A 24,649-nucleotide genomic window follows, 5' to 3' on the forward strand; every position below is an offset into this window, starting at 1 on the left:
TTTACTTAATCCATATCAAGCAATCGCTTGATATGGCTCGTCACACGTGGCGCGGTGCCTCCCTCAGAAACCGCGCCAGCACGCCCGCCGAGCCGAATACCGACCTGCGCAGGCGGTCGTTCACGCCGAGCCAGCGCTCCTCCTGCGGTGGGGTTTCCACCAGGATCACGTCGGCCTGTACCAGGTCCAGCGCGCGCAGTGCCGCATAGATGCCGTAGGCATAGCCGACCGGGTCGGCCGGCAGCAAGCGCCCGCTGTCGCCGAGCGGCGCCGTCAGCTGGCTGCAGCCATGGCCGATCAGCGCCACCCGCACGCCCTGCGCCTGCAAACGCGCCACGGTGGCGGCCAAGGCGTCGTGGTCGACCAGGGTGACCGGCGTGTGCGGGGCGTAATGCGATTCCAGCGTGCCGGACGCGCGCGGCGCCGCCTGGTCTGGCGCGGCTGGCAGCTGGCCGATCACGTCGGCAATCTGCTGCGCCGTGATGTGGCCCGGGCGCAGCAGCACCGGGCCGTGCGTGACCAGGCGCGAGAGGTCGATGATGGTCGATTCGATGCCGACCTGGCTGGCGCCGCCTTCGAGCACGGTCACGTGCAGGCCGGCCGCACACGCCGGTTCGCCGTCGATGGCGCCCTCTTCCACGTCGTCGAGGTGAAATTCGTCGCGCACATGCTGGGCGGTGGTGGGACTGACATTGCCGAACTTGTTGGCGGACGGCGCCGCCACCCCGCCGCGCCCGTTCTTGAACGCGCTGAGCAGGGCAATCGCGACCGGATGCGACGGGCAGCGGATGCCGACCGTGTCCTGGCCGCCGGACACGGCGTCGGGGATGTGGCTGGCGCGCTTGAGAATCAATGTGAGCGGGCCGGGCCAGAAGGCGGCCGCCAGCTGGCGCGCAGCGTCGGGGATGTCGGTGACCCAGTAGTCGAGGTCGGCGCCTGGCGCGACGTGGACGATCACCGGGTGATCGTTGGGCCGGCCCTTGGCCTGGTAGATGCGCGCCACCGCCGCCGGGTTTTCGGCATCGGCGCCGAGGCCGTAGACGGTCTCGGTGGGAAACGCCACCAGGCCGCCTGCTTCGAGCACCCGCGCCCCCGCAGCAATGGCCGCTGCAGCGGCAGGCGTTGCACGCACGTCGTTCACGGCGCGATCCCGAGGATGGCGCAGGCGGCCAGCAGTTGCTGCTGCGCCTGTTCCAGGGTGGCCGCCACCAGCGTCAGGTGGCCCATCTTGCGGGCGCGGCGCGGTTCGTCCTTGCCGTACAGGTGCAGGCAGGCGCCCGGCAGCGCCAGCACCTGGTCCCAGGCCGGCTCGCGGACCTCGTCGCTGGCGCCGTCGAACCAGACATCGCCGAGGATGTTGAGCATGACGGCCGGCGAATGCTGGCGCACGTCGCCGAGCGGCAGGCGCGCCATGGCCCGCACCTGCTGCGCGAACTGGCTGGTGATGCAAGCGTCCATCGTGTAGTGGCCGCTGTTGTGCGGCCGCGGCGCCATCTCGTTGACCACCAGCGTGCCGTCGGTCAGCACGAAAAATTCGATGCACAGCACGCCCACGTAACCGAGTTCGGCAACGAAGGCTTGTGCTGCCCGCTGCGCCCTGATTGCGCTGTCGGCCGACACGTTCGGGCCCGGCACCGTGGTGGTAAACAGGATGCCGTCGCGGTGGACGTTTTCGGCAATCGGATAGACCACCGATGCGCCGTCGTGGCCGCGCGCGGTCAGCACCGACACTTCGTACGCCAGCGGCAGCATTTTTTCCAGCAGACAGGTCACCTGCCCCATCTCGGCAAACGCGGCGCGCACGTCGTCGCGGGTGGTGACGCGCACCTGGCCCTTGCCGTCATACCCCATGCGCACGGTTTTCAGGATGCCGGGCAGCAGCTCGTCGGCTATCGCCGCAATGTCGGCCTCGCTGGCGATCACCTGGTGCGGCGCCGGCAGCACGCCCGATTTTTCCGCGCAGCCGACAAAAAAGCGCTTTTCGGCAATGCGGTCCTGCGCCACCGACACCCCCTGGGCATCGGGCGCGACAAACACGGTCTGCGCCAGGCGCGACAGGCTGTCGGCCGGGACGTTTTCAAATTCGGTGGTGACCGCCAGGCATTGCGCGGCCAGCGCGTCGAGGCCGGCGGCGTCGTCATAGCCGGCGTTGACCAGGCGCTGGGCCACCTGCCCGGCCGGGCAGGACGCGGCAGGTTCCAGCACGGCCACCTGGTAGCCCATGCTCTGAGCGGCGTGGGCGAACATGCGGCCGAGCTGGCCGCCGCCCATCACCCCCAGCCAGGCTGGCGGGTTGGCGGCGGGCGGCAGGGGAAGATCGTTAGAATGACTCATCATGTCCTACAACGGCAATGTCATGGCCTTGGCGGCATCGTTCTGGCTCACGCGGAATGCTTCGAGCCGGTCGGCCAGCGCGGCGTCGGTGGCGGCGATCATCGCCACCGCCGTCAGCGCCGCATTGGCGGCGCCCGCTTCGCCGATGGCAAAGGTCGAGACCGGCACGCCTTTGGGCATCTGCACGATCGACAGCAGCGAATCCTCGCCACGCAGATATTTCGACGGCACCGGCACGCCCAGCACCGGCACGATGGTCATGGCCGCCACCATGCCCGGCAGATGGGCGGCGCCGCCGGCGCCGGCAATGATGGCGCGCAGGCCACGTGCGCGCGCACTCTTGGCGTAGGCGAACATTTCGTCGGGCATGCGGTGGGCCGAGATGACTTGCGCCTCGAACGGTACGCCGAACTGCTTGAGCATGGCGACCGCGTGCTGCATCACGTCCCAGTCCGAGGACGAGCCCATGATGACGCCGACCAGTGGCTGTTGTTCAGTCATGTTAGGCCTTCAGCTTTTCGCCGGTCAGGCGCTCGATGGCTTCGAAATACTTGGCCTGGGTCTTGTCGATGACGTCGGCCGGCAGCGCCGGCGCCGGTGCGGTCTTGCCCCAGTCGGTCAGCGTTTCCAGGTAGTCGCGCACGAACTGCTTGTCGAACGACGGCGGCGAGATGCCCACCGCGTACGAGTCGGCCGGCCAGAAGCGCGAGCTGTCTGCGGTCAGCACTTCGTCCATCAGGTGCATCACGCCATTCTCGTCGAGGCCGAATTCGAACTTGGTATCGGCAATGATGATGCCGCGCGTGGCGGCGTACTCTGCCGCTGCCGTGTACAGCTGGATGCTGACATCGCGCATCTTGGCGGCCAGTTCGGCGCCGATGCGGCTTTCCATGTCGGCAAAGCTGATGTTTTCGTCGTGTTCGCCCAGGTCGGCCTTGGCCGCCGGGGTAAACAATGGCTCGGGCAGCTTTTCGGCCTGTTGCAGGCCTTGCGGCAGCGTGATGCCGCAGATGGCGCCCGTCGCCTGGTAATCTTTCCAGCCCGAACCGATGATGTAACCGCGCACCACGGCTTCGACCATGATCGGCTTCAGCCGCTTGGCCACCACGGCACGGCCCTTGACCTGCACCACTTCGTCGGCGGACACCACGGACTCGGGCGCAACGCCGGTCAGGTGGTTCGGCACGATGTGGCCCAGCTTCTCGAACCAGAAATCGCTCATCTGGTTCAGTACCATGCCCTTGCCGGGGATCGGTTCGTTCATCACCACGTCGAAGGCGGACAGGCGGTCGGTGGTGACGATCAGGATCTTGTCGTCGCCGACGGCGTAGTTGTCGCGGACTTTGCCGTGACCGAGCAATGGCAGGGAGGTAATGGAAGACTGGTAGAGGGCGTTCATAGCTTGGCGTATGTTATTAAAAGCGAAACCGGCGGAAAGCAACGCTCTCCGCCGGTCGAGAACTCACGGGTCAGTGTCCCGTTGCAGACAGGATTTTACTTCACAATTTGCGACAGCTCGCCGGCCTTGTAACGCTCGGCCATTTTTTCCAGCGACACCTGCTTGATTTTCGACGCCTGGCCGGCGCAGCCGAATGCTTCGAAACGGGCGCGCACGACCTGCTCGGCAGCCAGGCGGGCCGGTTTCAGGTAATCGCGCGGATCGAACTTCGACGGGTTCTGGAACATGAACTGGCGGATCGCAGCGGTCATGGCCAGGCGGATGTCGGTGTCGATATTGATCTTGCGCACGCCGTGACGGATGCCTTCCTGGATCTCTTCGACCGGCACGCCGTAGGTCTCTTTCATGTCGCCGCCGAATTCGCGGATCACGGCCAGCAGTTCCTGCGGCACCGACGACGAACCGTGCATCACCAGGTGGGTGTTCGGGATGCGCGCGTGGATTTCCTTGATGCGGTCGATGGCCAGGATGTCGCCGGTCGGCTTGCGGGTGAACTTGTAGGCGCCGTGCGAGGTGCCGATGGCAATGGCCAGCGCGTCGCACTGGGTCTGCTTGACGAAGTCGGCCGCCTGGTCGACGTCGGTCAGCAGCTGTTCGCGGGTCATGGTGCCGTCGGCACCGTGGCCGTCTTCCTTGTCGCCTTTCATGGTTTCCAGCGAGCCCAGCACGCCGAGTTCGGCTTCCACGGTGACGCCGATCGCGTGCGAGAACTTGACCACTTCGCGCGACACTGCGACGTTGTATTCGTACGAAGCGACCGACTTGCCGTCCGCTTCGAGCGAGCCGTCCATCATTACCGACGAGAAGCCGGAGCGGATCGCGGCCATGCACACGGCCGGCGACTGGCCGTGGTCCTGGTGCATCACGACCGGGATGTGCGGGTAGGCTTCGATGGCGGCGTCGATCAGGTGACGCAGGAACGCCTCGCCGGCATATTTGCGGGCGCCGGCCGAGGCCTGCATGATGACCGGCGCGTTGACCGCGTCGGCGGCAGCCATGATGGCCTGCACTTGTTCCAGATTGTTGACGTTAAAAGCAGGAATGCCGTAACCATTTTCAGCAGCATGGTCCAGCAGTTGACGCATCGATACGAGGGACATGGTATGTACTCCAAACAATTAAAAAAAGAAACCTTGCCGGAGCAGCACCACGCCCGCGCGCGCGGGCATGGTCTCCGGACTTACTTGTTGACGACCTGACCGACCTTGACGATCCGCAGCGCATTGGTGCCGCCGGCATACCCCATGCGCGAACCCCAGGTGACCACGATGATGTCATCCTTCTTGACGATGCCGCGCGCCACCAGCAGCTCTTCGGCCTGGCGCATCACGGTCGCGCTGTCGCCGGCCTGGGCCAGGTTGAACGCCTTGACGTTGCGGTACAGCGAGGCTTTGCGCTCGGTCACCACGCTTGGCGTCAGCGCGTAGATCGGCGTGTCGATGTTGTGACGGCTCATCCACAGCGCCGTGGAACCGGACTCGGTCAGCGCCACAATCGCCTTCACTTCCAGGTGATGCGAGGTAAACAGGGCCGCGTAGGCGATCGACTGGTCGATGCGGGTAAACGTGGCGTTGAGGAAGTCGGCGTCGAGCTTGTTGTACTCGGACTGCTCGGCTTCCACGCAGATGGCTGCCATCATTTCCACCGTCTCGATCGGGTAGCGGCCCGAGGCCGTTTCCGCCGACGTCATCACCGCATCGGTGCCGTCCAGCACCGCGTTGGCCACGTCCGACACTTCGGCGCGCGTGGGCACGGCGTTGAAAATCATCGATTCCATCATCTGCGTGGCCGTAATGGCCAGCTTGTTCGATTCGCGCGCCATGCGGATCATGCGCTTCTGCAGCGCCGGCACGGCCGCGTTGCCCACTTCCACCGCCAGGTCGCCACGGGCGACCATGATGCCGTCGGACGCGTCGAGGATGTCCTGCAGCACCGGAATCGCTTCCGCGCGCTCGATCTTGGCGATCATCATCGGCTTGTGGCCGTACGGCTCGCCGGCGATATTGGCCAGCTGGCGCGCCATTTCCATGTCGGTCGCGCTTTTCGGGAACGAGATCGCCAGGTAATCGCACTGGAAGCTCATCGCGGTCTTGATGTCTTCCATGTCCTTGGCGGTCAGCGCTGGCGCGGTCAGGCCGCCGCCCTGGCGGTTGATGCCCTTGTTGTTGGACAGCTCGCCGCCGATCTTGACGGTGGTGAAGATCTCGCTGCCGACCACCTTGTCCACCACCAGTACGATCAGGCCGTCGTTGAGCAGCAGCTTGTCGTCGGGACGCACGTCCTGCGGCAGCGCCTTGTAATCGAGGCCCACGCGTTCCTGGTTGCCCAGCTCGCCGTTCTCGCCCCACTTGGCGTCGAGAATGAACTTGTCGCCGTTGGCCAGTTCGATCTTGCTGTTTTCAAATTTGCCGACACGAATCTTCGGTCCCTGCATGTCGGCCATGATCGCCACTTCGCGGCCGCATTCGGCAGCCGCTTCGCGCACCAGGCGGGCGCGGTCGATATGGTCTTGTGCCTTGCCGTGCGAGAAGTTCAGGCGAACGACATCGACGCCGGCGCGGATCATCTTGACCAGGACATTGAAATCGGTGGAAGCGGGACCGATCGTGGCGACAATTTTGGTGCTACGGGACATAGTATTCCTTGAGCGAGGTGGTCATGCGAACAGTTTCCGCACCGGGCAGAAACCAGAAAAATGCTGCGTCATCGACAATCAATGTAGCCAGACTACAAAACTTTGTAGCATTCTTACAAAAATCATTGTCAAACACTGACATAACAGCGATTTTACTGGTAAATCACTACACGCACGACCCTGCTATCGACGAAACTTTTCCGACTTATTTATTGCGCTGCAGCGCGCTGGGTCAGGATCTCGACCGCAGGCAAGGTTTTACCTTCCAGGAATTCCAGGAAGGCGCCGCCGCCGGTCGAGATATAGCCGATCTTGTCGGTGATGTCGTACTTGGCGATCGCGGCCAGGGTGTCGCCACCGCCGGCGATCGAGAACGCCTTCGAGTCGGCAATCGCCAGCGCCAGGGTTTTCGTGCCTTCGCCGAACTGGTCGAATTCGAAAACGCCCACCGGGCCGTTCCAGACGATGGTGCCGGCGGCGCCGATCTGGTCGGCCAGCATGGCGGCAGTTTTCGGGCCGATGTCGAGGATCATGTCGTCGTCCGCCACGTCGGCCACGTCCTTGACGGTGGCGGCAGCGGTGGCCGAGAATTCCTTGGCGCATACCACGTCCACGGGAATCGGCACGGTGGCGCCGCGCTTGGCCATGAGCTCGATGATCGCTTTCGCTTCATCGACCAGCTCGTTTTCCACCAGCGACTTGCCGATGTTCAGGCCGGTAGCCTTCATGAAGGTGTTGGCAATGCCGCCGCCGACGATCAGGTTGTCCACCTTGTCGGCCAGCGCTTTCAGGATCGACAGCTTGGACGACACTTTCGAGCCGGCGACGATGGCCAGCAGCGGACGGGCCGGCGCACCGAGCGCCTTGCCCAGTGCGTCGAGCTCGGCCGCCAGCAGCGGGCCGGCAGCCGCCACCGGGGCGAACTTGGCGATGCCGTGGGTCGAGGCTTCGGCGCGGTGCGCGGTGCCGAACGCATCGTTGACATAGATGTCGCACAGCTTGGCCATTTTCTGCGCCAGCTCGTCGGCGTTCTTCTTTTCGCCCTTGTTCACCCGCACATTTTCCAGCAGCACGACCTGGCCCGGCTGCAGATTGTCGAGACCGGCGCCATCGACCCAGTCCTGCTTCAATTCGACCGGCTGGCCCAGCAGTTCCGACAGGCGCGCGGCGACCGGCGCCAGGCTGTCTTCGGGCTTGAATTCGCCTTCGGTCGGGCGACCGAGGTGGGAGGTAACCATGACCTTGGCGCCGGCGGCAGCCGCAGCGCGGATCGCCGGCACCGAGGCGCGGATGCGCGTATCTTCGGTGATCTTGCCCGCATCATCCTGCGGCACGTTCAAGTCGGCACGGATGAATACGCGCTTGCCCTGCAGGGCATTTTGGTCGATCAGATCTTGCAGACGGATAAAATTGAGCACAGCGGACATGGCAACCCGTTAGTTGAGTGATAAGAAGGCGCTATTCTACCGCAAGGCTGGCGTGATTTAATTGTTATTGAAATACAGGAACAGCCCTCGACCTAAACCCAGAAAAGCCTTAACAACGTGAAACACACCATGCCGAAAATAATCGTTTCCAGCATATTGCGACGCAGCAAATAATAGAGTGTGGCTGCGATTCCAGACAGCAATTTGATATTGGTCAAATCAAGCACCACTTGACCGCCCGGCGCCAGCACCAGGTCCGGGCCGATGATGGCGGCCAGCGCGCAGGCCGGTGCGTACCGGAGCATGGCCTGCACCCGCTTCGGAATGTTAATGTGGTGGCCGATCAGCCAGAGCGAACTGCGCGCAGTCGCCGTGGCCAGCACCAGCGCGCCGATCACGATCCAGATCTCGAGATCAGACATGGCCGCTCCCCCGGCGCGCAGTCACGCTCTCGACCAGCATGGCCGCGCCCATGCCGGCCACCACCGCCACCAGCAGGCCCAGTTTATACGGCAGACCGAACGCCGCCACCGCCACCGCACCGGCCACCAGCACGCCGCACAGCGCGGGCACGCCGGCGATCAGGGGAATCATCACGCACACGATGGCCAGCGTGCCGGCAAAGCCGAGCCCCCACTCGGGCGGCACCGTGCTGCCCAGGCAGATGCCGGCGATGGAGCCGACCTGCCACGCCGACCAGTTCGGGTAGATCAGCCCTTTCAGATAGGACAGCTTGCCCGCCTGCGGCGCCGTGTCCGGGTATTTTTGCAGGAACAAGGCCACTGCCAGGTCGCCCGAGATATAGCCGAGCAGCAGGCGCTGGCGCCATGGCAGGTGGGCAAAGTGCGGCGCCAGCAGCGCGGAAAAGATCACGAAGCGCAGGTTGACCACCACGGCCGTCAGAAAGATCACCGAGACCGGTGCGCCGCTGGCAATCAGGGGCAGCGCTGCCAGCTGCGCCGAGCCGGCAAACACCAGCAGGGTCATGGCCAGCGCCTGCGGTACCGACAGGCCCGATTTGACCATCGCCACACCGACCACCAGGCCCCAGGCGGCAATACCGAACAGCGTGGGCAGGCCGGTGCGCAGGGCCTCGCGCCAGGCCTGCGGGTGGTGCCGGTCCAGGGCGTGCAAGGGAGTGTTGGGCATGAAAAAGGTGTGGCATTCCTGCCACATAGCAGGGTTCGCCAAGAAGGGAGAGGCGCTATTTTACCGATGATTTTTGCGCACTGCGCGAATCCGTTAAAATCGTGGTTTTCCCTTGCCTTCGGAGCCCGCATAACATGACCGCCCAACCCACCAACGCAGCCGCCGCAGTTGAACTCGACGGCAAGGACCTGCCGGCGCACTGCCCCAACCCGGCCATGCCGCTGTGGTCGTCGCACCCGCGCGTGTTCCTCGAATTCGACCACCACGGCAGCGCCAAGTGCCCGTATTGCGGCACCGCCTACCGCCTGAAACCGGGCACCGTCGTCGGCCACCACTAAGTCCCTTGTTGCCCATTGCCCGGAATTTGCAGCATGCCCAATAAACGTCTCAAACAGATGAACGGCAGCGCTGCCGAAACCGAAGCGGCGTTCTACGATGCCCTCAACCGGGCCGATGTCGATGCGCTGATGGCCCTGTGGGCCGACGACGACGAGATCGTCTGCATCCACCCGGGCGGCCCGCGCCTGATCGGCCATGCCGCCATCCGCACCGCGTGGGAGGCGATCCTGGCGCAGGGCGGCCTGCAGATCCTGCCGTCGCAGCTGCACGAAACCCACACGCTGATGAGTTCGGTCCACACGGTGGTCGAAGGCACGACTGCCGCCAGCGGCGAGCCGGCGCACCTGCTGGCGACCAATGTCTACAGCAAAACGCCGCGCGGCTGGCGCATCGTGCTGCACCACGTATCGATCGCGCCCGGCCCCGCGCCTGTCGATCCGCAGGCGCAAATCCTGCACTGACCGCCCGCAGTGAACTACCCCGCACCGTTGTGGCTGCCCGGCGGCCACCTGCAAACCATTTATCCCGCCAAGTGCATCGCCAGACCGGCCGTGCGCTACCGGCGCGAGCGCTGGGATGCACCGGACGGCGACTTTATCGACGTCGATGTGGTCGACGGGACGCCGGGCCAGCCGCTGGTGATCCTGTTTCACGGACTGGAAGGCTCGTCCGACAGCCATTACGCGCGCGCGCTGATGGCGGCCGTGGCCGCGCGCGGCTGGACCGGCGCGGTGCCGCATTTTCGCGGCTGCTCGGGCGAGGCCAACCGCGCGCCGCGCTTCTACCACTCGGGCGACGCCGCCGAGGTGGACTGGATCGTGCGCCGCCTGCACGCCCGCCACGCCGGACCATGCTACGCCGTCGGCGTCTCGCTCGGCGGCAACGCCCTGTTGCGCTGGCTCGGCGAATCGCAGCACCAGGCCGATTTCATCGCTGCCGCCTGCGCGATATCGGCGCCGCTGGACCTGGCCCAGGGCGGCGCCGCGCTGTCGCGCGGCTTCAACCGCGTGTACACGCGCATGTTCCTGCAAACGCTCAAGCCCAAGTGCATCGCCAAGCTCGACCAGTTCCCCGGCCTGTACGACCGCGAAGCACTGCGCGCCGCGCGCGACCTGTACGCGTTCGACAACGTGGTGACCGCCCCGCTGCACGGCTACCGCGACACCGACGATTACTGGGACCGCGCCAGCGCCAAGCACATCCTCGGCGACATCACCGTGCCCACGCTGGTGCTCAACGCGAAGAACGATCCCTTCCTGCCCGGCCGCCACCTGCCGCAACGTGCGGCGCCGAAGGTGGTGCTCGCGTATCCTGAACATGGTGGCCACGTGGGCTTTGCGGTGGGCGCACTGCCCGGCAGGCTGGACTGGCTACCGCAGCGCGTGCTGCAGTTTTTCGACGGCGCCGACGATCAACGAGACAGCGAACCTGAAGGACGGCTGAAACATGGGTGAGATGAATGGATGAGATAGTCCGGCAGGCACTGGCCAAGTGGCCCGACGTACCCCATTGCTACGGCTGGCTGGCGCTCGACGCACGCGGCCACTGGCGCATGCGCGACGAGCGCGCCCAGCACCTCGAGCTGCCCGGCGACAAGCTGACCAACGCTGCCCTGGTCGGCTTCATCAACCGCAATTACGCTGCCGACCAACGCGGCTGCTGGTACTTCCAGAACGGTCCCCAGCGCGTGTACGTGCAGCTGGCGGCAACGCCCTACATCGTGCGCACCGATCCTGCCGCCGGCTGGCTGCTGCACACGGGCACGGCGATGCCCGCCATTGAGACGGTGGCGCTGACCGGTGACGGTGCGCTGGTCGTGGCCGGAAACGATGTCGTGGCCCAGCTCGACGACCGCGACATCGCCCAGGTCTTGCCGCGCCTGCGGCTGCACGGCGTACCGGTCAGCGACGAGGCGCTGCTGGCCTGGCTCGACGATCCGGCGGCGCCGCTGATGCTGGCCGATGGCGACCGCCAGCTCGCCGTCGAACGCGTGCACGCCGATCAGCTGGGCCGGCGCTTCGGTTTCATCAGCGTGCCCACTGCTGCCGGCTAGCGGCGCGATGCTTGCCGAACCGGAAGTGCTGCAGCGCTGCGGTGCGCGGTCGGTGCGCGGTCGGTGCGAGGCCGGGCCTGCCGGCACACGTCCCCGTCGCTGCACCCTGCCGGCCTTCGAGGCATTGACACGTCTGCCGAGACTGTCGTCCACGACGGCCGTGGCCCGATGTCGCGCCGTCGCTGCCGCAAGCTGACCAGGCCAAGCGTCGCCTTCCTGCCGACACGGTCGCCTGTGTGACGGCGGTGACCTGACTTTCTGCCGCCGCTGGGCTACGCTGGTCTGCCGACACAGTCGCCTGCGTGATGGCGGTGACCAGACTTTCCGCCGTCGCTGGGGTATGCCGTCCTGCCGACACGGTCGCCTGGGTGATGGCGGTGGACCAGACTTTCCCCATCACTGGGGTACGCCGGCCTGCCCACACGGTCGCCTGCATGACGGCGGAAGCCAGACTTTCCGTCGTCGCTGGGGTATGCCGTCCTGCCGACACGGTCGCCTGGGTGATGGCGGTGGACCAGACTTTCCCCATCACTGGGGTACGCTGGCCTGCCCACACGGTCGCCTGCATGACGGCGGAAGCCAGACTTTCCGTCGTCGCTGGGGTATGCCGTCCCGACGACACGGTCGCCTGGGTGATGGCACTGGACCAGACTTTCCCCATCACTGGGGTACGCTGGCCTGCCCACACGGTCGCCTGCATGACGGCGGAAGCCAGACTTTCCGCCATCACTGGGGTATGCGGTCACGCCGAAACGGTCACCTGTTTGAAGGCGAGGCCGGACTTACTGCCGTCGTTGGCGTACGCTGGCCTGCGGGCACGGTCGCCTGCGTGACGGCGGCGACCGGACTGTCCGTCATCGCCGGGGGACGCAGGCCTGCCCACCTCGTCGTCTCTGCGAAGGCACGAACCGCCGACCGCCAGCGCCATGGCGACGGACGCTCTAGCGCGACCAGCCGTCGCTGTCCGGCCGTTGCCGCAGGCGCTCGAACGGGTCGCTGCGTTGATGCAGGCGGCCCGACGGATCGGTCCAGTCCCTGTCGCTGTCGCCGGCGGCGCCATTGAGACCGTTGGCACCGTTACCGGCGTTGCTGCCGCTGCCACCATTGCCGCCATTACTGCTGCGCAGCTCGGCCTTGAACGCCGGCTGCGACGCCAGGTCTTTCTTGGCCTTGTCGCCCATCGCCTCGCGCTGGCGCGCCTGCCACTCGCGCTCGCGCGCATCGATCAGGGCCTGGTCATAGAACGAGGCGTCGGGCGCCTTGCGCGCCAGACTGAGCTGGTCCAGCGCCGACAGCGTGCCCCCTTGCAGCATGTACGATTCGGCCAGCGCAATGTGCTGCAAGGCGATCTTGCCCTGCTTGGAATACACCTGCGCCAGGTAATCGAAGACTTCCGGTTCGTCGCGGTAAAGCTGGGCCTGGTCGCGCAGGTAGCTGTCCGCCTCGTCGTACTTGCCGGCAGCGATCATGGCTTCGGCATACAGGTGCGATACCGTGCGCGACAGCGGAAACTTCTGCTGCGCTGCTTTGGCTTCGGCCAGGCCCTGGGCAATCGAGGCCGGATCGTCGGTCTTGCCCAGCTTGATTTCGATCGAGGTGGTGACGAAGATCGCATCGGACGCCGGCTTGGGCGCGGCGCTGAACGTGCCGGCCGGCGGCGGCTTGTTGAAGGTACCGCGCGCCTTGTCCAGCCACAGCTGGGCGCTGGCCGGGTCGCCATTCTTGAGCGACCAGAACGCCATGCCATACTGGCCGGCCGTCAGCTGGTAGCGGTTTTCCTGCTTCATCTGCTGTTCGAAGAATTGCCTGGCCTCGGCCATGTCCTGCGCGCCTTGCGCCTGCAACACGCGCGCGCGCGAGCGCACCAGGTAAAACTCCAGGCTGTCGGCGCGCTGTTTATACGGCTGCTCGCGGATGCGCGCCTGGATGTCGGCGATGCGCTCGGTGGTCAAAGGGTGGGTTTGCAGATAGGCCGGCACCAGGTCGCTGTAATTGCGCGTGGCCGACTGCATGCGCTGGAAGAACGCCACCATGCCGGTCGTATCAAAGCCGGCTTCGCCCATGATCTGGAAGCCAATGCGGTCGGCCTCGCGCTCGGCATCGCGGCCGAAATTGAGCTGGCGCTGCATCGCCAGCCCCTGCCCGCCCAGGAACACACCCATTGCCGCATCGCCGCCAGCGCGCGAAGCCAGCGCGGCCAGGATCATGGCCGCCAGCGGGATCAGCGCATCCTGCTTTTGCTGGCCGATCGAGCGGGCAATATGACGCTGCACCACGTGGCCGATCTCGTGCCCCATCACCGACGCCAGCTCCGACTCGCTCTGCGCGGCCAGCAGCAGGCCCGAGTGCACGGCGATGAAGCCGCCGGGCAGCGCGAAGGCATTGAGCTGGGGATCGCGCACCGCGAAAAAGTAATAGTCGTAATTGGCTTCGCCGCGCGCGCCCGGGCGCGCCGCCACCAGCGCGTTACCGAAGTTGTTCAGGTATTCGAGGATGGGGCCGTCGTCGAGGAAATCGCGGTCACGGCGGATGTCGCGCATGATTTCTTCGCCGATCTTGCGTTCCGTAATCGGCGACAGGTCCTGGCGCTCGGCATCGCCCAGCGTCGGCAGGTTGGGAATCCTGGCCGGCGCCAGCGCGGTTTGCGCCAGCGCCAGCGGCATCGCGATCGACAAGGCCGCCACGGCCACGCGCAGGCTCAGGCGCAGGGGACGGCGGGCGCGGGGTAGGAGGCGGTGTTTTGATTTCACGGTGCTATGATACCCGCAACCGGGGCGCCGGCCCACTGCCGCGCCCATCCGAACATCCTCGCCACCGACGCCATCCATGACCGACACCGTATCGCACTCCCCTGCCGTTGCCCCCCTTGACCAGGCCGACCACCTGACCCACTTCGACGCCACCGGCCAGGCCCACATGGTCGACGTCGGCGCCAAGGAACAAACCCACCGCATCGCCGTTGCCTCCGGCACCATCCGCATGAAGCCGGAAACGCTGGCCATCATCCTGGGCGGCACGGCAAAAAAAGGCGACGTGCTCGGCATCGCCCGCATCGCTGCCATCATGGCGGCCAAGCGTACCAGCGACCTGATCCCGCTGTGCCACCCGCTGGCCCTGACCCGCGTGGCGGTCGACTTCGAGACCGACACCGCCCACGCCAGCGTCCATTGCCGCGCGCAGGTGGAGACCTACGGCAAGACCGGCGTCGAAATGGAAGCACTGACCGCCGTGCAGGTCGGCCTGCTGACCGTCTACGACATGTGCAAGGCCGTCGATCGCGGCATGGTGATGGGAGAAATCCGGGTCATGGAAAAGCACGGGGGTAAATCGGGGGACTGGAGTGTGACCAGCTGAGCCGGTCTGAAAGTGGCGCATTGCGCCCAGGAAGCTTGCGGGGAGAACGTACCCGCGATACAGCGACAGGGACGTTACAGCTTTGCCAGAAGGGGAAGTGATACGGGGAGGAACCGGCCTGCCGATCGTCCTCCTCCGTGCCTGTTACTAAATTAGTTGCTTGCAACTGCTGGAGGATTGTTTTTCGTCAGCGCGTCGGAGAATGCCGTATTGGTCACTGCGGTCGTCGCGGTCCAGGTCACACTGGAACTGCCAGCGGTGATGTTAGGCGTAAAGGTGACAGTCTGGCCTTGGGCACCGCTCGCCACACCGTCGGCCAACGTCAGCACGATGATGCCGTCCGTCACCGTGCCGGAGGCGATTTCCTTGGTCTTGTTAATGGTAGGAACACCGTTCGCGCCGGCGTTGCAACCGGCAGCTGAACCGCCAGCTTCCTGCGCGCACATGGCGACAGCGGTCTTCACAGGATCGGCAGCCGACATGATGTTAGCAACCTTGGCCTTGACCGTGTAGTTGCTGTAAGCAGGAATGGCCACGGCGGCCAGGATGCCGATGATGGCGACGACGATCATCAGTTCGATCAGGGTGAAGCCGGCTTGTGCCTGGGACTTCATCGATTGCATGGACTTCATGGATTTCAGCGATTTCATGGTTGCGTCTCCGGGTTGAGAGGGTTGGGTGTCACCACCGCTCTATCGCAAGCGCCGTGCCAGCGCCGCGCCCGGGTAAATCCTGTCACGGGCACGCCAAAACTGCCGTTTTTTGTCAGCCGTGCTGGCGCGATTTGTCAGGCCTGACAATTTTCGTCAATCCTCGTGCGGCCGACATGAAAAAAGGGAGCACGAGGCTCCCTTTTGTTATCCTGCAATCGCGCTGACTGTTACAGCATCGCTTTCAGCAGACGCGCCATTTCCGACGGGTTCTTGGTGACGGTGATGCCGCATGCTTCCATGATGTCCAGCTTGGCTTGTGCGGTGTCGTCGCCGCCCGAGATCAGCGCGCCGGCGTGGCCCATGCGCTTGCCTGGTGGCGCGGTGACGCCGGCGATGAAACCGACCACTGGCTTCTTCATGTTGTCCTTGATCCAGCGCGCTGCGTTGGCTTCGTCCGGACCGCCGATTTCGCCGATCATGATGACCGCGTCGGTATCAGGATCGTCGTTGAACATCTTCATCACGTCGATGTGCTTGAGACCATTGATCGGGTCGCCGCCGATACCGACTGCCGACGACTGGCCCAGGCCCAGTGCGGTCAGCTGGCCGACTGCTTCATAGGTCAGGGTGCCCGAGCGCGAGACCACGCCGATACGGCCCTTCTTGTGGATGTGGCCTGGCATGATGCCGATCTTGATTTCGTCAGGGGTGATCAGGCCTGGGCAGTTCGGGCCCAGCAGCAGAGTCTTGGAACCGGCTTTGGCCATGCGGTCTTTCAGTTCCATCATGTCGCGCACTGGAATGCCTTCGGTGATGCAAATGGCCAGGTCCAGGTCCGCTTCCACGGCTTCCCAGATCGCAGCTGCTGCGCCTGCTGGCGGCACGTAGATCACCGACACGGTGGCGCCGGTTTCTTTTTTCGCTTCGGTGACATTGGCGAAAATCGGGATGCCTTCGAAGTCTTCGCCGGCTTTTTTCGGGTTCACGCCAGCAACGAAGGCGTTTTTGCCGTTCGCGTAGTCGCGGCACATGCGGGTGTGGAACTGGCCGGTTTTACCGGTGATGCCCTGGGTGATGACTTTGGTGTCTTTGTTGATCAGAATAGACATAGTGGTTCCTTAATTATTTACCAGCAGCGGCTGCAACAACGCTCTTCGCTGCGTCTTCCATGGTGTCGGCGGCGATGATCGGCAGACCGGAGTCGGCCAGCATCTTCTTGCCCAGGTCTTCGTTGGTGCCCTTCATGCGGACGACCAGTGGCACTTGCAGCGACACGGCTTTCGATGCGGTGATCACGCCTTCGGCGATCACGTCGCAGCGCATGATGCCGCCGAAGATGTTCACCAGGATCGCTTTCAGTTCCGGGTTTTTCAGCATGATCTTGAACGCTTCGGTCACTTTCTCGGCCGTGGCGCCACCGCCCACGTCCAGGAAGTTGGCCGGTTCGCCGCCGAACAGCTTGATGGTGTCCATGGTGGCCATGGCCAGGCCGGCGCCGTTCACCAGGCAGCCGATGTTGCCGTCGAGCGAGATGTAAGCGAGGTCGAATTTCGATGCTTCGACTTCGGCCGGATCTTCTTCGTCCAGGTCGCGGTAGGCGACGATGTCAGGACGGCGGAACAGCGCGTTCGCATCGAAGTTGAACTTGGCATCCAGGGCGATGACCTTGCCCGAACCGGTCAGGATCAGCGGGTTGATTTCGGCCAGCGACGCGTCGGTTTCCCAGTAGGCTTTGTACAGGCCTTGCAGGTTAGTGACGGCATCGGCGATCGAGCCTTCCGGCACGCCGATCTTGGCGGCGATGTCGGCCGCTTCGGCGTCGGTCAGGCCGACGGCCGGATCGATGGCGATCGAGTGGATTTTTTCAGGGTGCGATTCAGCGACTTCTTCGATGTCCATGCCGCCTTCCGACGAGGCCATCAGCACGACGCGCTGCGACACGCGGTCGGTGACCAGCGAGACGTACAGTTCTTTCTTGATGTCCGCGCCTTCTTCGATCAGCAGGCGGCGTACTTTCTGGCCTTCCGGGCCGGTCTGGTGGGTCACCAGCTGCATGCCCATGATCTGGTCGGCGTATTCCTTGACTTGTTCGATCGACTTGGCAACTTTCACTCCGCCGCCTTTACCACGGCCACCGGCGTGGATCTGCGCTTTTACAACCCAGACCGGGCCGCCCAAGGTTTCAGCAGCTTTGACTGCCTCTTCTACGGTCATGCACGGAATGCCGCGCGGTACCGTCACTCCGTATTTCCGGAGGATTTCTTTGCCTTGATACTCATGGATCTTCATGCTGGCTTCCCTTCTGATGCTGATGTGTATAAATCGGTTAAGACTGCGGAATAGTGTGCTGCTCTAACGGTGAAGCTGTGTTCGGGGGGTGCAGGAGGGGGTGTAACCGGCATCGATACCATGGGGCCCACCACGGCGCAGGTACGCTGTAGCGACGATCGCGCGCGTGCAGGACGCACAACGGGAAACAGGAATCGACAATGACATAAGATGACTACCGCTCGCGCGGCATGATTGGTTAGCAGCCCTGTATATTCTCTTATAAAAAATATACGTTGCCGTAGCTTCTACGGACAACCACCGCACCCACGGTGCTGCAAAAACCGTAAAAGTGTAGCACACACCAGACCGAGTTGATACCGATCATTGCATCGAGCACGCAACCATGGTGGGCGGCGCGGTATACACGTCGCAGATGGCGGTCATCACTGGTCGAAATCGGCCGTGCCCTGCATGGCGGTGCGGATCGCGCGCTGGGAAAAGCCGCGCTGCAGCAGGAAACGCATCTGCTTGTTGCGCTGCTCGGGGTCGGTGGCGACCGCGCCGAACTTGCGTTGCCAGATCTCGCAGCAGCGCGCAGTCTCGGTATCGGCCAGGCCTTCCTTGAGTTCCTGCAGCGCCTCGCCCTGCACGCCGTGGCTTTGCAGTTCGGCCATGATGCGGGCGTTGCCGAAGCGGGCGGCGCGGCGGTGGATCAGCGATTCGGAAAAGCGTGCCTGCGACAGCCAGTTGTTTTTTTCGAGCAGGTCGAGCAGGGCCTCGACGTCGTCGCCGTCTTCCGCATAGCGCGCCAGCTTGCGCGACAGTTCGAGACGACTGTGCTCGCGCTGTGACAGATAGCGCAGGGCGCGGGCCTTGAGGCTGAGGGGAGGACGGGGCATGGTGGGGAACCTCTGCGACAGCAGTTGCGCCGTCGCCCTGCGCAGGCGGGAGCCCAATTGACGGCGTGGACAATTGGATCCCCGCCTGCGCGGGGGTGACGGGACGACTGCCAACGGTTACTACGATTACGACGATTACGACGATTACTACAGTTACAGCAAGACTTTACTGGCTTGGCTTACGCCGCGTCGGCCTCGCCCTTGACCGGCTTGAGCTTGACCACGGTTTCCGGCTTGTCGGCCGCCAGTGGCGGCAGTGCGCGCACGCCCAGCGATTCGCGCACGCGGTTTTCGATTTCCCACGCCAGCTGCGGACGCTCCTGCAGGAAGATGCGGGCATTGTCCTTGCCCTGACCGACGCGCTCGCCGTTGTAGCTGTACCACGAGCCCGATTTCTCGACGATCTTCGCTTCCACGCCCAGGTCCAGGATCTCGCCTTCGCGCGAGGTGCCGGCGCCGTACAGGATGTCGAAGTGCGCTTCCTTGAACGGCGGCGCGATCTTGTTCTTGACGACCTTGACCTTGGTTTCGTTACCGATCACCTCGTCGCCGGACTTGATCGAGCCGGTGCGGCGGATGTCCAGACGCACGGAGGCGTAGAACTTCAGCGCGTTACCGCCGGTGGTGGTTTCCGGGCTACCGAACATGACGCCGATCTTCATGCGGATCTGGTTGATGAAGATGACCAGGGTGTTGGTGCGGTTGATCGAGCCGGTCAGCTTGCGCAGCGCCTGCGACATCAGGCGCGCCTGCAGGCCGGGCAGCGAGTCGCCCATGTCGCCTTCGATCTCGGCGCGCGGCGTCAGCGCTGCCACGGAGTCGACCACGACCATGTCCACCGAGCCCGAGCGCACCAGCGCGTCGCAGATTTCAAGCGCCTGTTCGCCCGTGTCCGGCTGCGAGATCAGCAGTTCGCCCAGGTTGACGCCGAGCTTCTGGGCGTAGGTGACGTCGAGCGCGTGTTCGGCGTCGATAAAGGCGCAGGTGCCGCCCAGTTTTTGCATTTCAGCGATGGTTTGCAGGGTCAGCGTGGTTTTACCCGAAGATTCCGGGCCATAGATTTCCACCACACGGCCGCGCGGCAGGCCGCCGACGCCGAGCGCCACGTCCAGCCCCAGCGAGCCGGTGGAGACGACCTGCACTTCTTCGATCGGCGCACTGGAATCCATGCGCATGACGGAACCTTTGCCGAACTGCTTCTCAATCTGTGCCAGCGCGGCGGCCAGCGCCTTGGCTTTCTCGGATGCGGGTACTACAGCTTTTTTATCGTCCATAATGTGCTTTCAACCAGTGGAGTGGCGACAATGTGTCGGTACAGGCAGTACTGTATAAAAAAACAGTGCTGAGCGCAAGCGCGATTTGATTGAAATGTCGATTAATTTTGCCGGACCACGGCTGCGCGCAAAAATTCGCCATCGTGGGCAAAATCCCACACAATACCGGTTTCAGCTCTTGCAGGCGCCCGGAACAACCCCATGCGAATATTACTTGCCGAAGATGACAGCGTTCTGGCCGACGGCCTCACCCGCTCGCTGCGCCAGTCCGGCTACGCCATCGATTGCGTGCGCAACGGCCAGGAAGCCGACACCGCCCTCTCCACCCAAGAGTTCGATTTGCTGATCCTCGACCTCGGCCTGCCGCGGCTGTCCGGGCTGGAGGTGCTGCGCCGACTGCGCGCGCGCGGGTCGCTGCTGCCAGTGCTGATCCTGACGGCGGCCGACTCGATCGAGCAGCGCGTCAACGGCCTCGACCTGGGCGCCGACGACTACATGGCCAAGCCGTTCGCGCTGTCGGAGCTCGAGGCGCGCGTGCGCGCCCTGACCCGCCGCGGCGCCGGCGGCGGCGCCACCGTGATCCGCCACGGCCCGCTGTCGTACGACCAGGTGGGGCGCAGCGCCTACATCCACGAGCAGATGCTGGATCTGTCCGCGCGCGAGCTGGGCTTGCTGGAAATTCTGCTGGCCCGTACCGGCCGCCTGGTCTCCAAGGAACAGCTGGTCGATCACCTGTGCGAATGGGGCGAGGAAGTGAGCAACAACGCCATCGAAGTCTATGTCCACCGGCTGCGCAAGAAGATCGAGGTGGGCGGCGTGCGCATCGTCACCGTGCGCGGCCTCGGCTACTGCCTGGAAAAATACAGCGATGCGCGCGCCACGGTCGTGGAAGCCGGGGACGCCGTCAAGTGAAGCCTGCGGCGCCCGACGACACGCCGGAGTACCAGCCGCCGGCCGTCGAGCCCGACGAAAGCATGCAACGCTCGCTGTTCGGCGAGATCCTCGACTGGATGCTGGCGCCGCTGCTGCTGCTGTGGCCGATGAGCATCGTGATCACCTACCTGGTGGCCAAGTCGATCGCCAACCAGCCGTTCGACCACGCGCTCGAGGACAGCGTGACGGTGCTGGCGCAGCAGGTGCGCTCGGTCGACGGCAAGCTGATCCAGGGTCTGTCCAGCGCCGCGCGCGACATCTTGCGCGCCGACGATATCGACAATATCTATTTCCAGGTCCAGGACCCGCACGGCAACATCATCGACGGCGACCGCGACCTGCCGCACCCGGGCAGCGATCCCGATGAAGACCTGGTGCGCGCCGGCAGCGTACGCTTTCGCAACGACATCATGCATGGCACGCCGGTGCGCGTGGCCTCGATCCACCTGCGCCTCGAAGCGGGCGCCGATGCCGGCGCCGGCCATCCGCCGCTGGCGCTGGTGCAGGTGGCAGAGACGCTGGAAAAGCGCGCGCGCCTGGCCAACGAGATCATCAAGGGCGTGATCCTGCCGCAGTTCATCATCCTGCCCATCGTGCTGGCGCTGGTCTGGTTTGCGCTGTCGCGCGGCCTGTCGCCGCTGGCCCAGCTGCAGGAGCGGATCCGCGCGCGCGGCTCGGACGACCTCAGCCCCATCGCCGCCAACCTGGTGCCGGAGGAAATCTCGCCGCTGGTCGGGTCGCTCAACGAGATGCTGGAACGGCTAGGCCACACGATCGAGATGCAGAAACGCTTCATCGCCGACGCCGCGCACCAGATGCGCACGCCGCTGGCCGGCATGCGTATGCAGTCCGAGCTGGCGCTGCGCCAGACCGACAGCGGCGAAATCCACCGCTCGCTGGAACAGCTGGCCAAGAGTTCGCAGGCCGCCACGCGGCTGGTCAACCAGCTGCTGGCGCTGGCGCGGGCGGAGAACCAGCCGCAGTCGGGCGCCGCGCTGGTGCCGCTGGAACTGTCGGCGCTCGCGCGCAGCACCGTGCACGACTGGGTGCAGGCGTCGTTCGCCCAGCAGATCGACCTCGGCTACGAAGAACCGCCGGCGCCTGTCCACATCGCGGGCGACCCGACCATGTTACGCGAGCTGCTGTCGAACCTGATCGACAACGCGCTGCGCTACACGCCGGCCGGCGGCAGCGTCACCGTGCGCGTGCGGGCCGACCCCGAACAGCACGCGCTGCTGGAAGTGGAAGACACGGGACCGGGCATTCCGCCGGCCGAGCGCACGCGCGTGTTCGAGCGCTTTTACCGCATCCTCGGCAACACCGCCGAAGGCAGTGGCCTGGGCCTGGCGATCGTGCGCGAAATCGCCCACCAGCACGGCGCCGAGGTCGATGTGTTCAACAACCCGCGCGTGCAGCTGGCGCGCCTGCCGGGCAGCCTGTTCCGCCTGACCTTCCCGCTGCCGCCCGCCCCTGCCGCACCGGATGCGCCCGACGAACCGCCCCACTTTGGATAACCATGGATAAAGCCACCCGCCACCGCCACTGGCAGCAGACGCGCCGCCTGACGGCCGGCCTGTTGCTGCTGTGGCTGGTGACCACGTTTTGCGCGGCGTTTTTTGCACGCGAACTGAACCACCTGTCGGTATTTGGCTGGCCGCTGTCGTTCTACCTGGCCGCACAAGGCGCGTCGCTCGTGTACCTGGCCATCGTCGGCTTCTATGCCTGGCGCATGCGCCGCCTCGACCGCCAGGCGCGCGCCGCTGCGGAGGCGCGATGACGGAGCGCAGCTTCTTCGGCAAACTGCGCCGCTACTACCTGCTGTTTACGGCCGGCTTCGGCGGCTTCCTGCTGGCGCTGATCCTGCTGGAACAGGAGGGCATGCCGCGCATCTGGATCGGCTACCTGTTCATGTTCGCCACCATCGTGCTGTACGCCACCCTGGGCGTGCTCAGCCGCACATCGAATGTGCTCGAATATTACGTGGCCGGGCGGCGCGTGCCGGCCATGTTCAACGGCATGGCCACCGCTGCCGACTGGATCTCGGCGGCCAGCTTCATCAGCCTGGCCGGCGGCCTGTACCTGCACGGCTTCGACGGCCTGGCCTACATCATGGGCTGGACCGGCGGCTACGTGCTGGTGGCGCTGCTGATCGCGCCCTACCTGCGCAAGTTTTGCCAGTACACGATCCCCGACTTCCTGGCCATGCGCTTCGGCGGCGTCGGCGACGACGACAACCGCGCCGGCAGGCTGGTGCGCATCATGGCGGTGCTGGCCACCATCATCGTCTCGTTTACCTACGTGGTGGCGCAGATCTACGCGGTGGGGCTGATCACGTCGCGCTTTACCGGCGTCGATTTTTCGGTGGGGATTTTTCTCGGGCTGGCGTCGATCCTGGTGTGCTCCTTCCTGGGCGGCATGAGGGCCATCACCTGGACCCAGGTGGCGCAATACATCATCATCGTGGTGGCGTTCCTGCTGCCGGCGGTCTGGATGTCGATCAAGCTCAGCGACAACCCGGTGCCGCAGGTGGCCTACGGCAAGCTGCTGCCCAAGCTCAGCGCGCGCGAGGCGGTCTTGCAGGCCGATCCGAAGGAAGCCGAGGTGCGCGCCATCTTCCGGCAGCGCGCCGACGATTACCGCCAGCGCCTGGCCGACCTGCCCGCCTCGTGGGAAGCGGGGCGGCGCAACGCCGAGCGCCGGCTCGACCAGGTCAAGCGCCGCAACGCCTCGCTGTACGAGATCCGCAGCGCCGAGCGGGCGCTGATGGCCTATCCCAAGAACCCGGACATCGCCGCCAGCGAATGGGCCCAGGCGCTTGCCTACAACCTGGCCCGGGCCCGGCCGATCAACCCGCATGCCGAACCCTATGCGGGCGACGCCGCCACCTCCGCCATCAAGCGCAACAACTTCGTCGCGCTGGTGTTCTGCCTGATGCTGGGCACGGTGGCGCTGCCGCACATCCTGATGCGCGCCTACACCACGCCGTCGGTCCACGCCACGCGGCAATCGATGGTGTGGTCACTGTTCTTCATCCTGCTGATCTACCTGACCATCCCGGCCATGGCGGTGCTGGTCAAGTACGACATCTACACGGCGCTGGTCGGCAGCGATTTCAATCACCTGCCGGGCTGGGTATCGTACTGGGCCAACGTGGACAAGCTGACGCCGCTGTTCAGCATCACCGACGTCAACCACGACGGCGTGGTGCAACTGGCCGAGATCACCATCGATGCGGACGTGCTGGTGCTGGCCGCGCCCGAGATCGCCGGGCTGCCGTACGTGGTGTCAGGCCTGGTGGCGGCCGGCGGCCTGGCTGCCGCCCTGTCCACCGCCGACGGCCTGCTGCTGGCGATGTCGAACGCGCTGTCGCACGACATCTATTACAAGATCGTCGATCGCCACGCCTCGACCCAGAAGCGGGTGACGATTTCCAAGCTGCTGCTGCTGGGCGTGGCCTTCATTGCCGCCTACGCCGCCTCGCAGCGGCCGGGCGACATCATCACGCTGGTGGGCGCGGCGTTTTCGCTGGCCGGCTCCACGCTGTTCCCGGCGCTGGTGCTGGGCGTGTTCTGGCAGCGCGCCAACTACCAGGGCGCCGTGGCCGGCATGGTGGCCGGTTTCGGCGTCTGCCTGTATTACATGTTGCACGCCAACCCGGTGCTGGGCGGCAGCGCCGGCGGCCAGTGGTTCCACATTGCGCCCACCTCGGCCGGTATCTTCGGCGTGCCGGCCGGCCTGCTGGTGATGACAGTGGTCAGCCTGCTGACGCCGCCGCAGGATGGACAGACCGGGGCGCTGGTGGACTATATTCGTGCTCCTGAAAAATAATTTCATGGCTTTTGGCAGAGGCCGGTGCTATTGTGGAGCGC

General features: G+C 64.9%; 24 protein-coding genes. 9 read left to right on the plus strand and 15 right to left on the minus strand.

Annotation, left to right across the window (positions count from 1 at the left end; all coding sequences use genetic code 11):
- Window positions 1–40: 40 nt before the first annotated feature.
- The 9 genes from ASF61_RS02100 to ASF61_RS02140 form a co-directional block, all read right to left on the minus strand.
- Entirely contained in the window at window positions 41–1,141 is a 1,101-nt protein-coding gene (locus ASF61_RS02100; RefSeq protein WP_056150639.1) for an L-threonylcarbamoyladenylate synthase, read from the minus strand.
- Complete coding sequence (locus ASF61_RS02105) at window positions 1,138–2,334, minus strand: 5-(carboxyamino)imidazole ribonucleotide synthase (RefSeq protein ID WP_056151219.1); 1,197 nt, start codon at window positions 2,332–2,334, stop codon at window positions 1,138–1,140. Before ASF61_RS02105 ends, ASF61_RS02100 begins: the two co-directional genes overlap by 4 nt.
- A 6-nt stretch (window positions 2,335–2,340) precedes the next feature.
- On the minus strand, window positions 2,341–2,835 hold the full coding sequence (gene purE / locus ASF61_RS02110; RefSeq protein WP_056150641.1) for a 5-(carboxyamino)imidazole ribonucleotide mutase: 495 nt from the start codon (window positions 2,833–2,835) through the stop codon (window positions 2,341–2,343).
- A gap of 1 nt (window position 2,836) precedes the next feature.
- On the minus strand, window positions 2,837–3,733 hold the full coding sequence (locus ASF61_RS02115) for a phosphoribosylaminoimidazolesuccinocarboxamide synthase (protein WP_056150643.1): 897 nt from the start codon (window positions 3,731–3,733) through the stop codon (window positions 2,837–2,839).
- Between the two features lie 95 nt (window positions 3,734–3,828).
- Window positions 3,829–4,893 (minus strand): class II fructose-bisphosphate aldolase, encoded by a 1,065-nt coding sequence (fba, locus tag ASF61_RS02120; protein ID WP_056150645.1) that lies wholly within the window; start codon window positions 4,891–4,893, stop codon window positions 3,829–3,831.
- An 80-nt stretch (window positions 4,894–4,973) separates the two neighbouring features.
- Window positions 4,974–6,428 (minus strand): pyruvate kinase, encoded by a 1,455-nt coding sequence (pyk, locus tag ASF61_RS02125; protein ID WP_056150647.1) that lies wholly within the window; start codon window positions 6,426–6,428, stop codon window positions 4,974–4,976.
- 209 nt (window positions 6,429–6,637) lie between these two features.
- Window positions 6,638–7,855, minus strand: coding sequence for a phosphoglycerate kinase (locus ASF61_RS02130; RefSeq protein ID WP_056150650.1), 1,218 nt, complete (start codon window positions 7,853–7,855; stop codon window positions 6,638–6,640).
- Between the two features lie 92 nt (window positions 7,856–7,947).
- Window positions 7,948–8,277, minus strand: a complete 330-nt coding sequence (locus ASF61_RS02135) for an AzlD domain-containing protein (RefSeq protein WP_056150651.1) — start codon at window positions 8,275–8,277, stop codon at window positions 7,948–7,950.
- Entirely contained in the window at window positions 8,270–9,004 is a 735-nt protein-coding gene (locus ASF61_RS02140) for an AzlC family ABC transporter permease (RefSeq protein ID WP_056151220.1), read from the minus strand. Before ASF61_RS02140 ends, ASF61_RS02135 begins: the two co-directional genes overlap by 8 nt.
- 134 nt (window positions 9,005–9,138) lie before the next feature.
- Here ASF61_RS02140 and ASF61_RS02145 point away from each other — a divergent pair, with 134 nt between their 5' ends.
- Genes ASF61_RS02145 through ASF61_RS02160 form a run of 4 tightly spaced genes read left to right on the plus strand, consistent with a single transcriptional unit; the run spans window position 9,139 to window position 11,396 of the window.
- Window positions 9,139–9,342 (plus strand): zinc-finger domain-containing protein, encoded by a 204-nt coding sequence (locus tag ASF61_RS02145; protein WP_056150652.1) that lies wholly within the window; start codon window positions 9,139–9,141, stop codon window positions 9,340–9,342.
- Window positions 9,343–9,375: 33 nt separating this feature from the next.
- Window positions 9,376–9,804, plus strand: coding sequence for a nuclear transport factor 2 family protein (locus tag ASF61_RS02150; RefSeq protein WP_056150654.1), 429 nt, complete (start codon window positions 9,376–9,378; stop codon window positions 9,802–9,804).
- A 9-nt stretch (window positions 9,805–9,813) separates the two neighbouring features.
- Window positions 9,814–10,797 carry a YheT family hydrolase gene (locus ASF61_RS02155; RefSeq protein ID WP_056150656.1) on the plus strand — a complete coding sequence of 328 codons (984 nt, stop codon included), beginning with the start codon at window positions 9,814–9,816 and terminating at the stop codon, window positions 10,795–10,797.
- Between the two features lie 5 nt (window positions 10,798–10,802).
- On the plus strand, window positions 10,803–11,396 hold the full coding sequence (locus ASF61_RS02160) for a DUF2946 family protein (RefSeq protein WP_056150658.1): 594 nt from the start codon (window positions 10,803–10,805) through the stop codon (window positions 11,394–11,396).
- A 941-nt stretch (window positions 11,397–12,337) separates the two neighbouring features.
- Here the strand turns inward: ASF61_RS02160 and ASF61_RS02170 are convergent.
- The gene (locus ASF61_RS02170) at window positions 12,338–14,059 is read right to left on the minus strand and encodes a M48 family metalloprotease (RefSeq protein WP_056151223.1); all 1,722 of its coding nucleotides are present in this window, start codon (window positions 14,057–14,059) and stop codon (window positions 12,338–12,340) included.
- A 163-nt stretch (window positions 14,060–14,222) separates the two neighbouring features.
- Here ASF61_RS02170 and moaC point away from each other — a divergent pair, with 163 nt between their 5' ends.
- On the plus strand, window positions 14,223–14,750 hold the full coding sequence (gene moaC / locus ASF61_RS02175) for a cyclic pyranopterin monophosphate synthase MoaC (RefSeq protein WP_056150662.1): 528 nt from the start codon (window positions 14,223–14,225) through the stop codon (window positions 14,748–14,750).
- Window positions 14,751–14,902: 152 nt separating this feature from the next.
- Here the strand turns inward: moaC and ASF61_RS02180 are convergent, their stop codons facing one another.
- From ASF61_RS02180 to recA, 5 genes are all read right to left on the minus strand, one after another.
- Window positions 14,903–15,400, minus strand: a complete 498-nt coding sequence (locus ASF61_RS02180; RefSeq protein ID WP_304438285.1) for a pilin — start codon at window positions 15,398–15,400, stop codon at window positions 14,903–14,905.
- A 230-nt stretch (window positions 15,401–15,630) separates the two neighbouring features.
- Entirely contained in the window at window positions 15,631–16,512 is an 882-nt protein-coding gene (gene sucD, locus ASF61_RS02185; protein ID WP_056150663.1) for a succinate--CoA ligase subunit alpha, read from the minus strand.
- 13 nt (window positions 16,513–16,525) lie between these two features.
- Window positions 16,526–17,692: an ADP-forming succinate--CoA ligase subunit beta gene (gene sucC, locus ASF61_RS02190; protein ID WP_056150665.1), complete on the minus strand. Its 1,167-nt coding sequence runs from the start codon at window positions 17,690–17,692 to the stop codon at window positions 16,526–16,528.
- A 425-nt stretch (window positions 17,693–18,117) separates the two neighbouring features.
- Complete coding sequence (recX, locus tag ASF61_RS02195; protein WP_056150667.1) at window positions 18,118–18,573, minus strand: recombination regulator RecX; 456 nt, start codon at window positions 18,571–18,573, stop codon at window positions 18,118–18,120.
- Window positions 18,574–18,752: 179 nt separating this feature from the next.
- On the minus strand, window positions 18,753–19,847 hold the full coding sequence (gene recA / locus ASF61_RS02200) for a recombinase RecA (RefSeq protein ID WP_056150670.1): 1,095 nt from the start codon (window positions 19,845–19,847) through the stop codon (window positions 18,753–18,755).
- A gap of 201 nt (window positions 19,848–20,048) precedes the next feature.
- Here recA and ASF61_RS02205 point away from each other — a divergent pair, with 201 nt between their 5' ends.
- The 4 genes from ASF61_RS02205 to ASF61_RS02220 are packed head-to-tail and all read left to right on the plus strand — an operon-like array spanning window position 20,049 to window position 24,608.
- The gene (locus tag ASF61_RS02205; protein ID WP_056150672.1) at window positions 20,049–20,759 is read left to right on the plus strand and encodes a response regulator transcription factor; all 711 of its coding nucleotides are present in this window, start codon (window positions 20,049–20,051) and stop codon (window positions 20,757–20,759) included.
- Window positions 20,756–22,294, plus strand: a complete 1,539-nt coding sequence (locus ASF61_RS02210) for a sensor histidine kinase (protein ID WP_056150674.1) — start codon at window positions 20,756–20,758, stop codon at window positions 22,292–22,294. The genes ASF61_RS02205 and ASF61_RS02210 overlap by 4 nt, the downstream gene beginning before the upstream one ends.
- Before the next feature lie 2 nt (window positions 22,295–22,296).
- Window positions 22,297–22,557, plus strand: a complete 261-nt coding sequence (locus tag ASF61_RS02215) for a DUF4212 domain-containing protein (protein ID WP_056150677.1) — start codon at window positions 22,297–22,299, stop codon at window positions 22,555–22,557.
- Window positions 22,554–24,608: a sodium:solute symporter family protein gene (locus ASF61_RS02220; RefSeq protein ID WP_056150679.1), complete on the plus strand. Its 2,055-nt coding sequence runs from the start codon at window positions 22,554–22,556 to the stop codon at window positions 24,606–24,608. The genes ASF61_RS02215 and ASF61_RS02220 overlap by 4 nt, the downstream gene beginning before the upstream one ends.
- The last annotated feature ends 41 nt before the right edge of the window (window positions 24,609–24,649 follow it).

It is taken from the genome of Duganella sp. Leaf126, from assembly GCF_001423125.1.
Classification (GTDB): Bacteria; Pseudomonadota; Gammaproteobacteria; order Burkholderiales; family Burkholderiaceae_D; genus Rugamonas.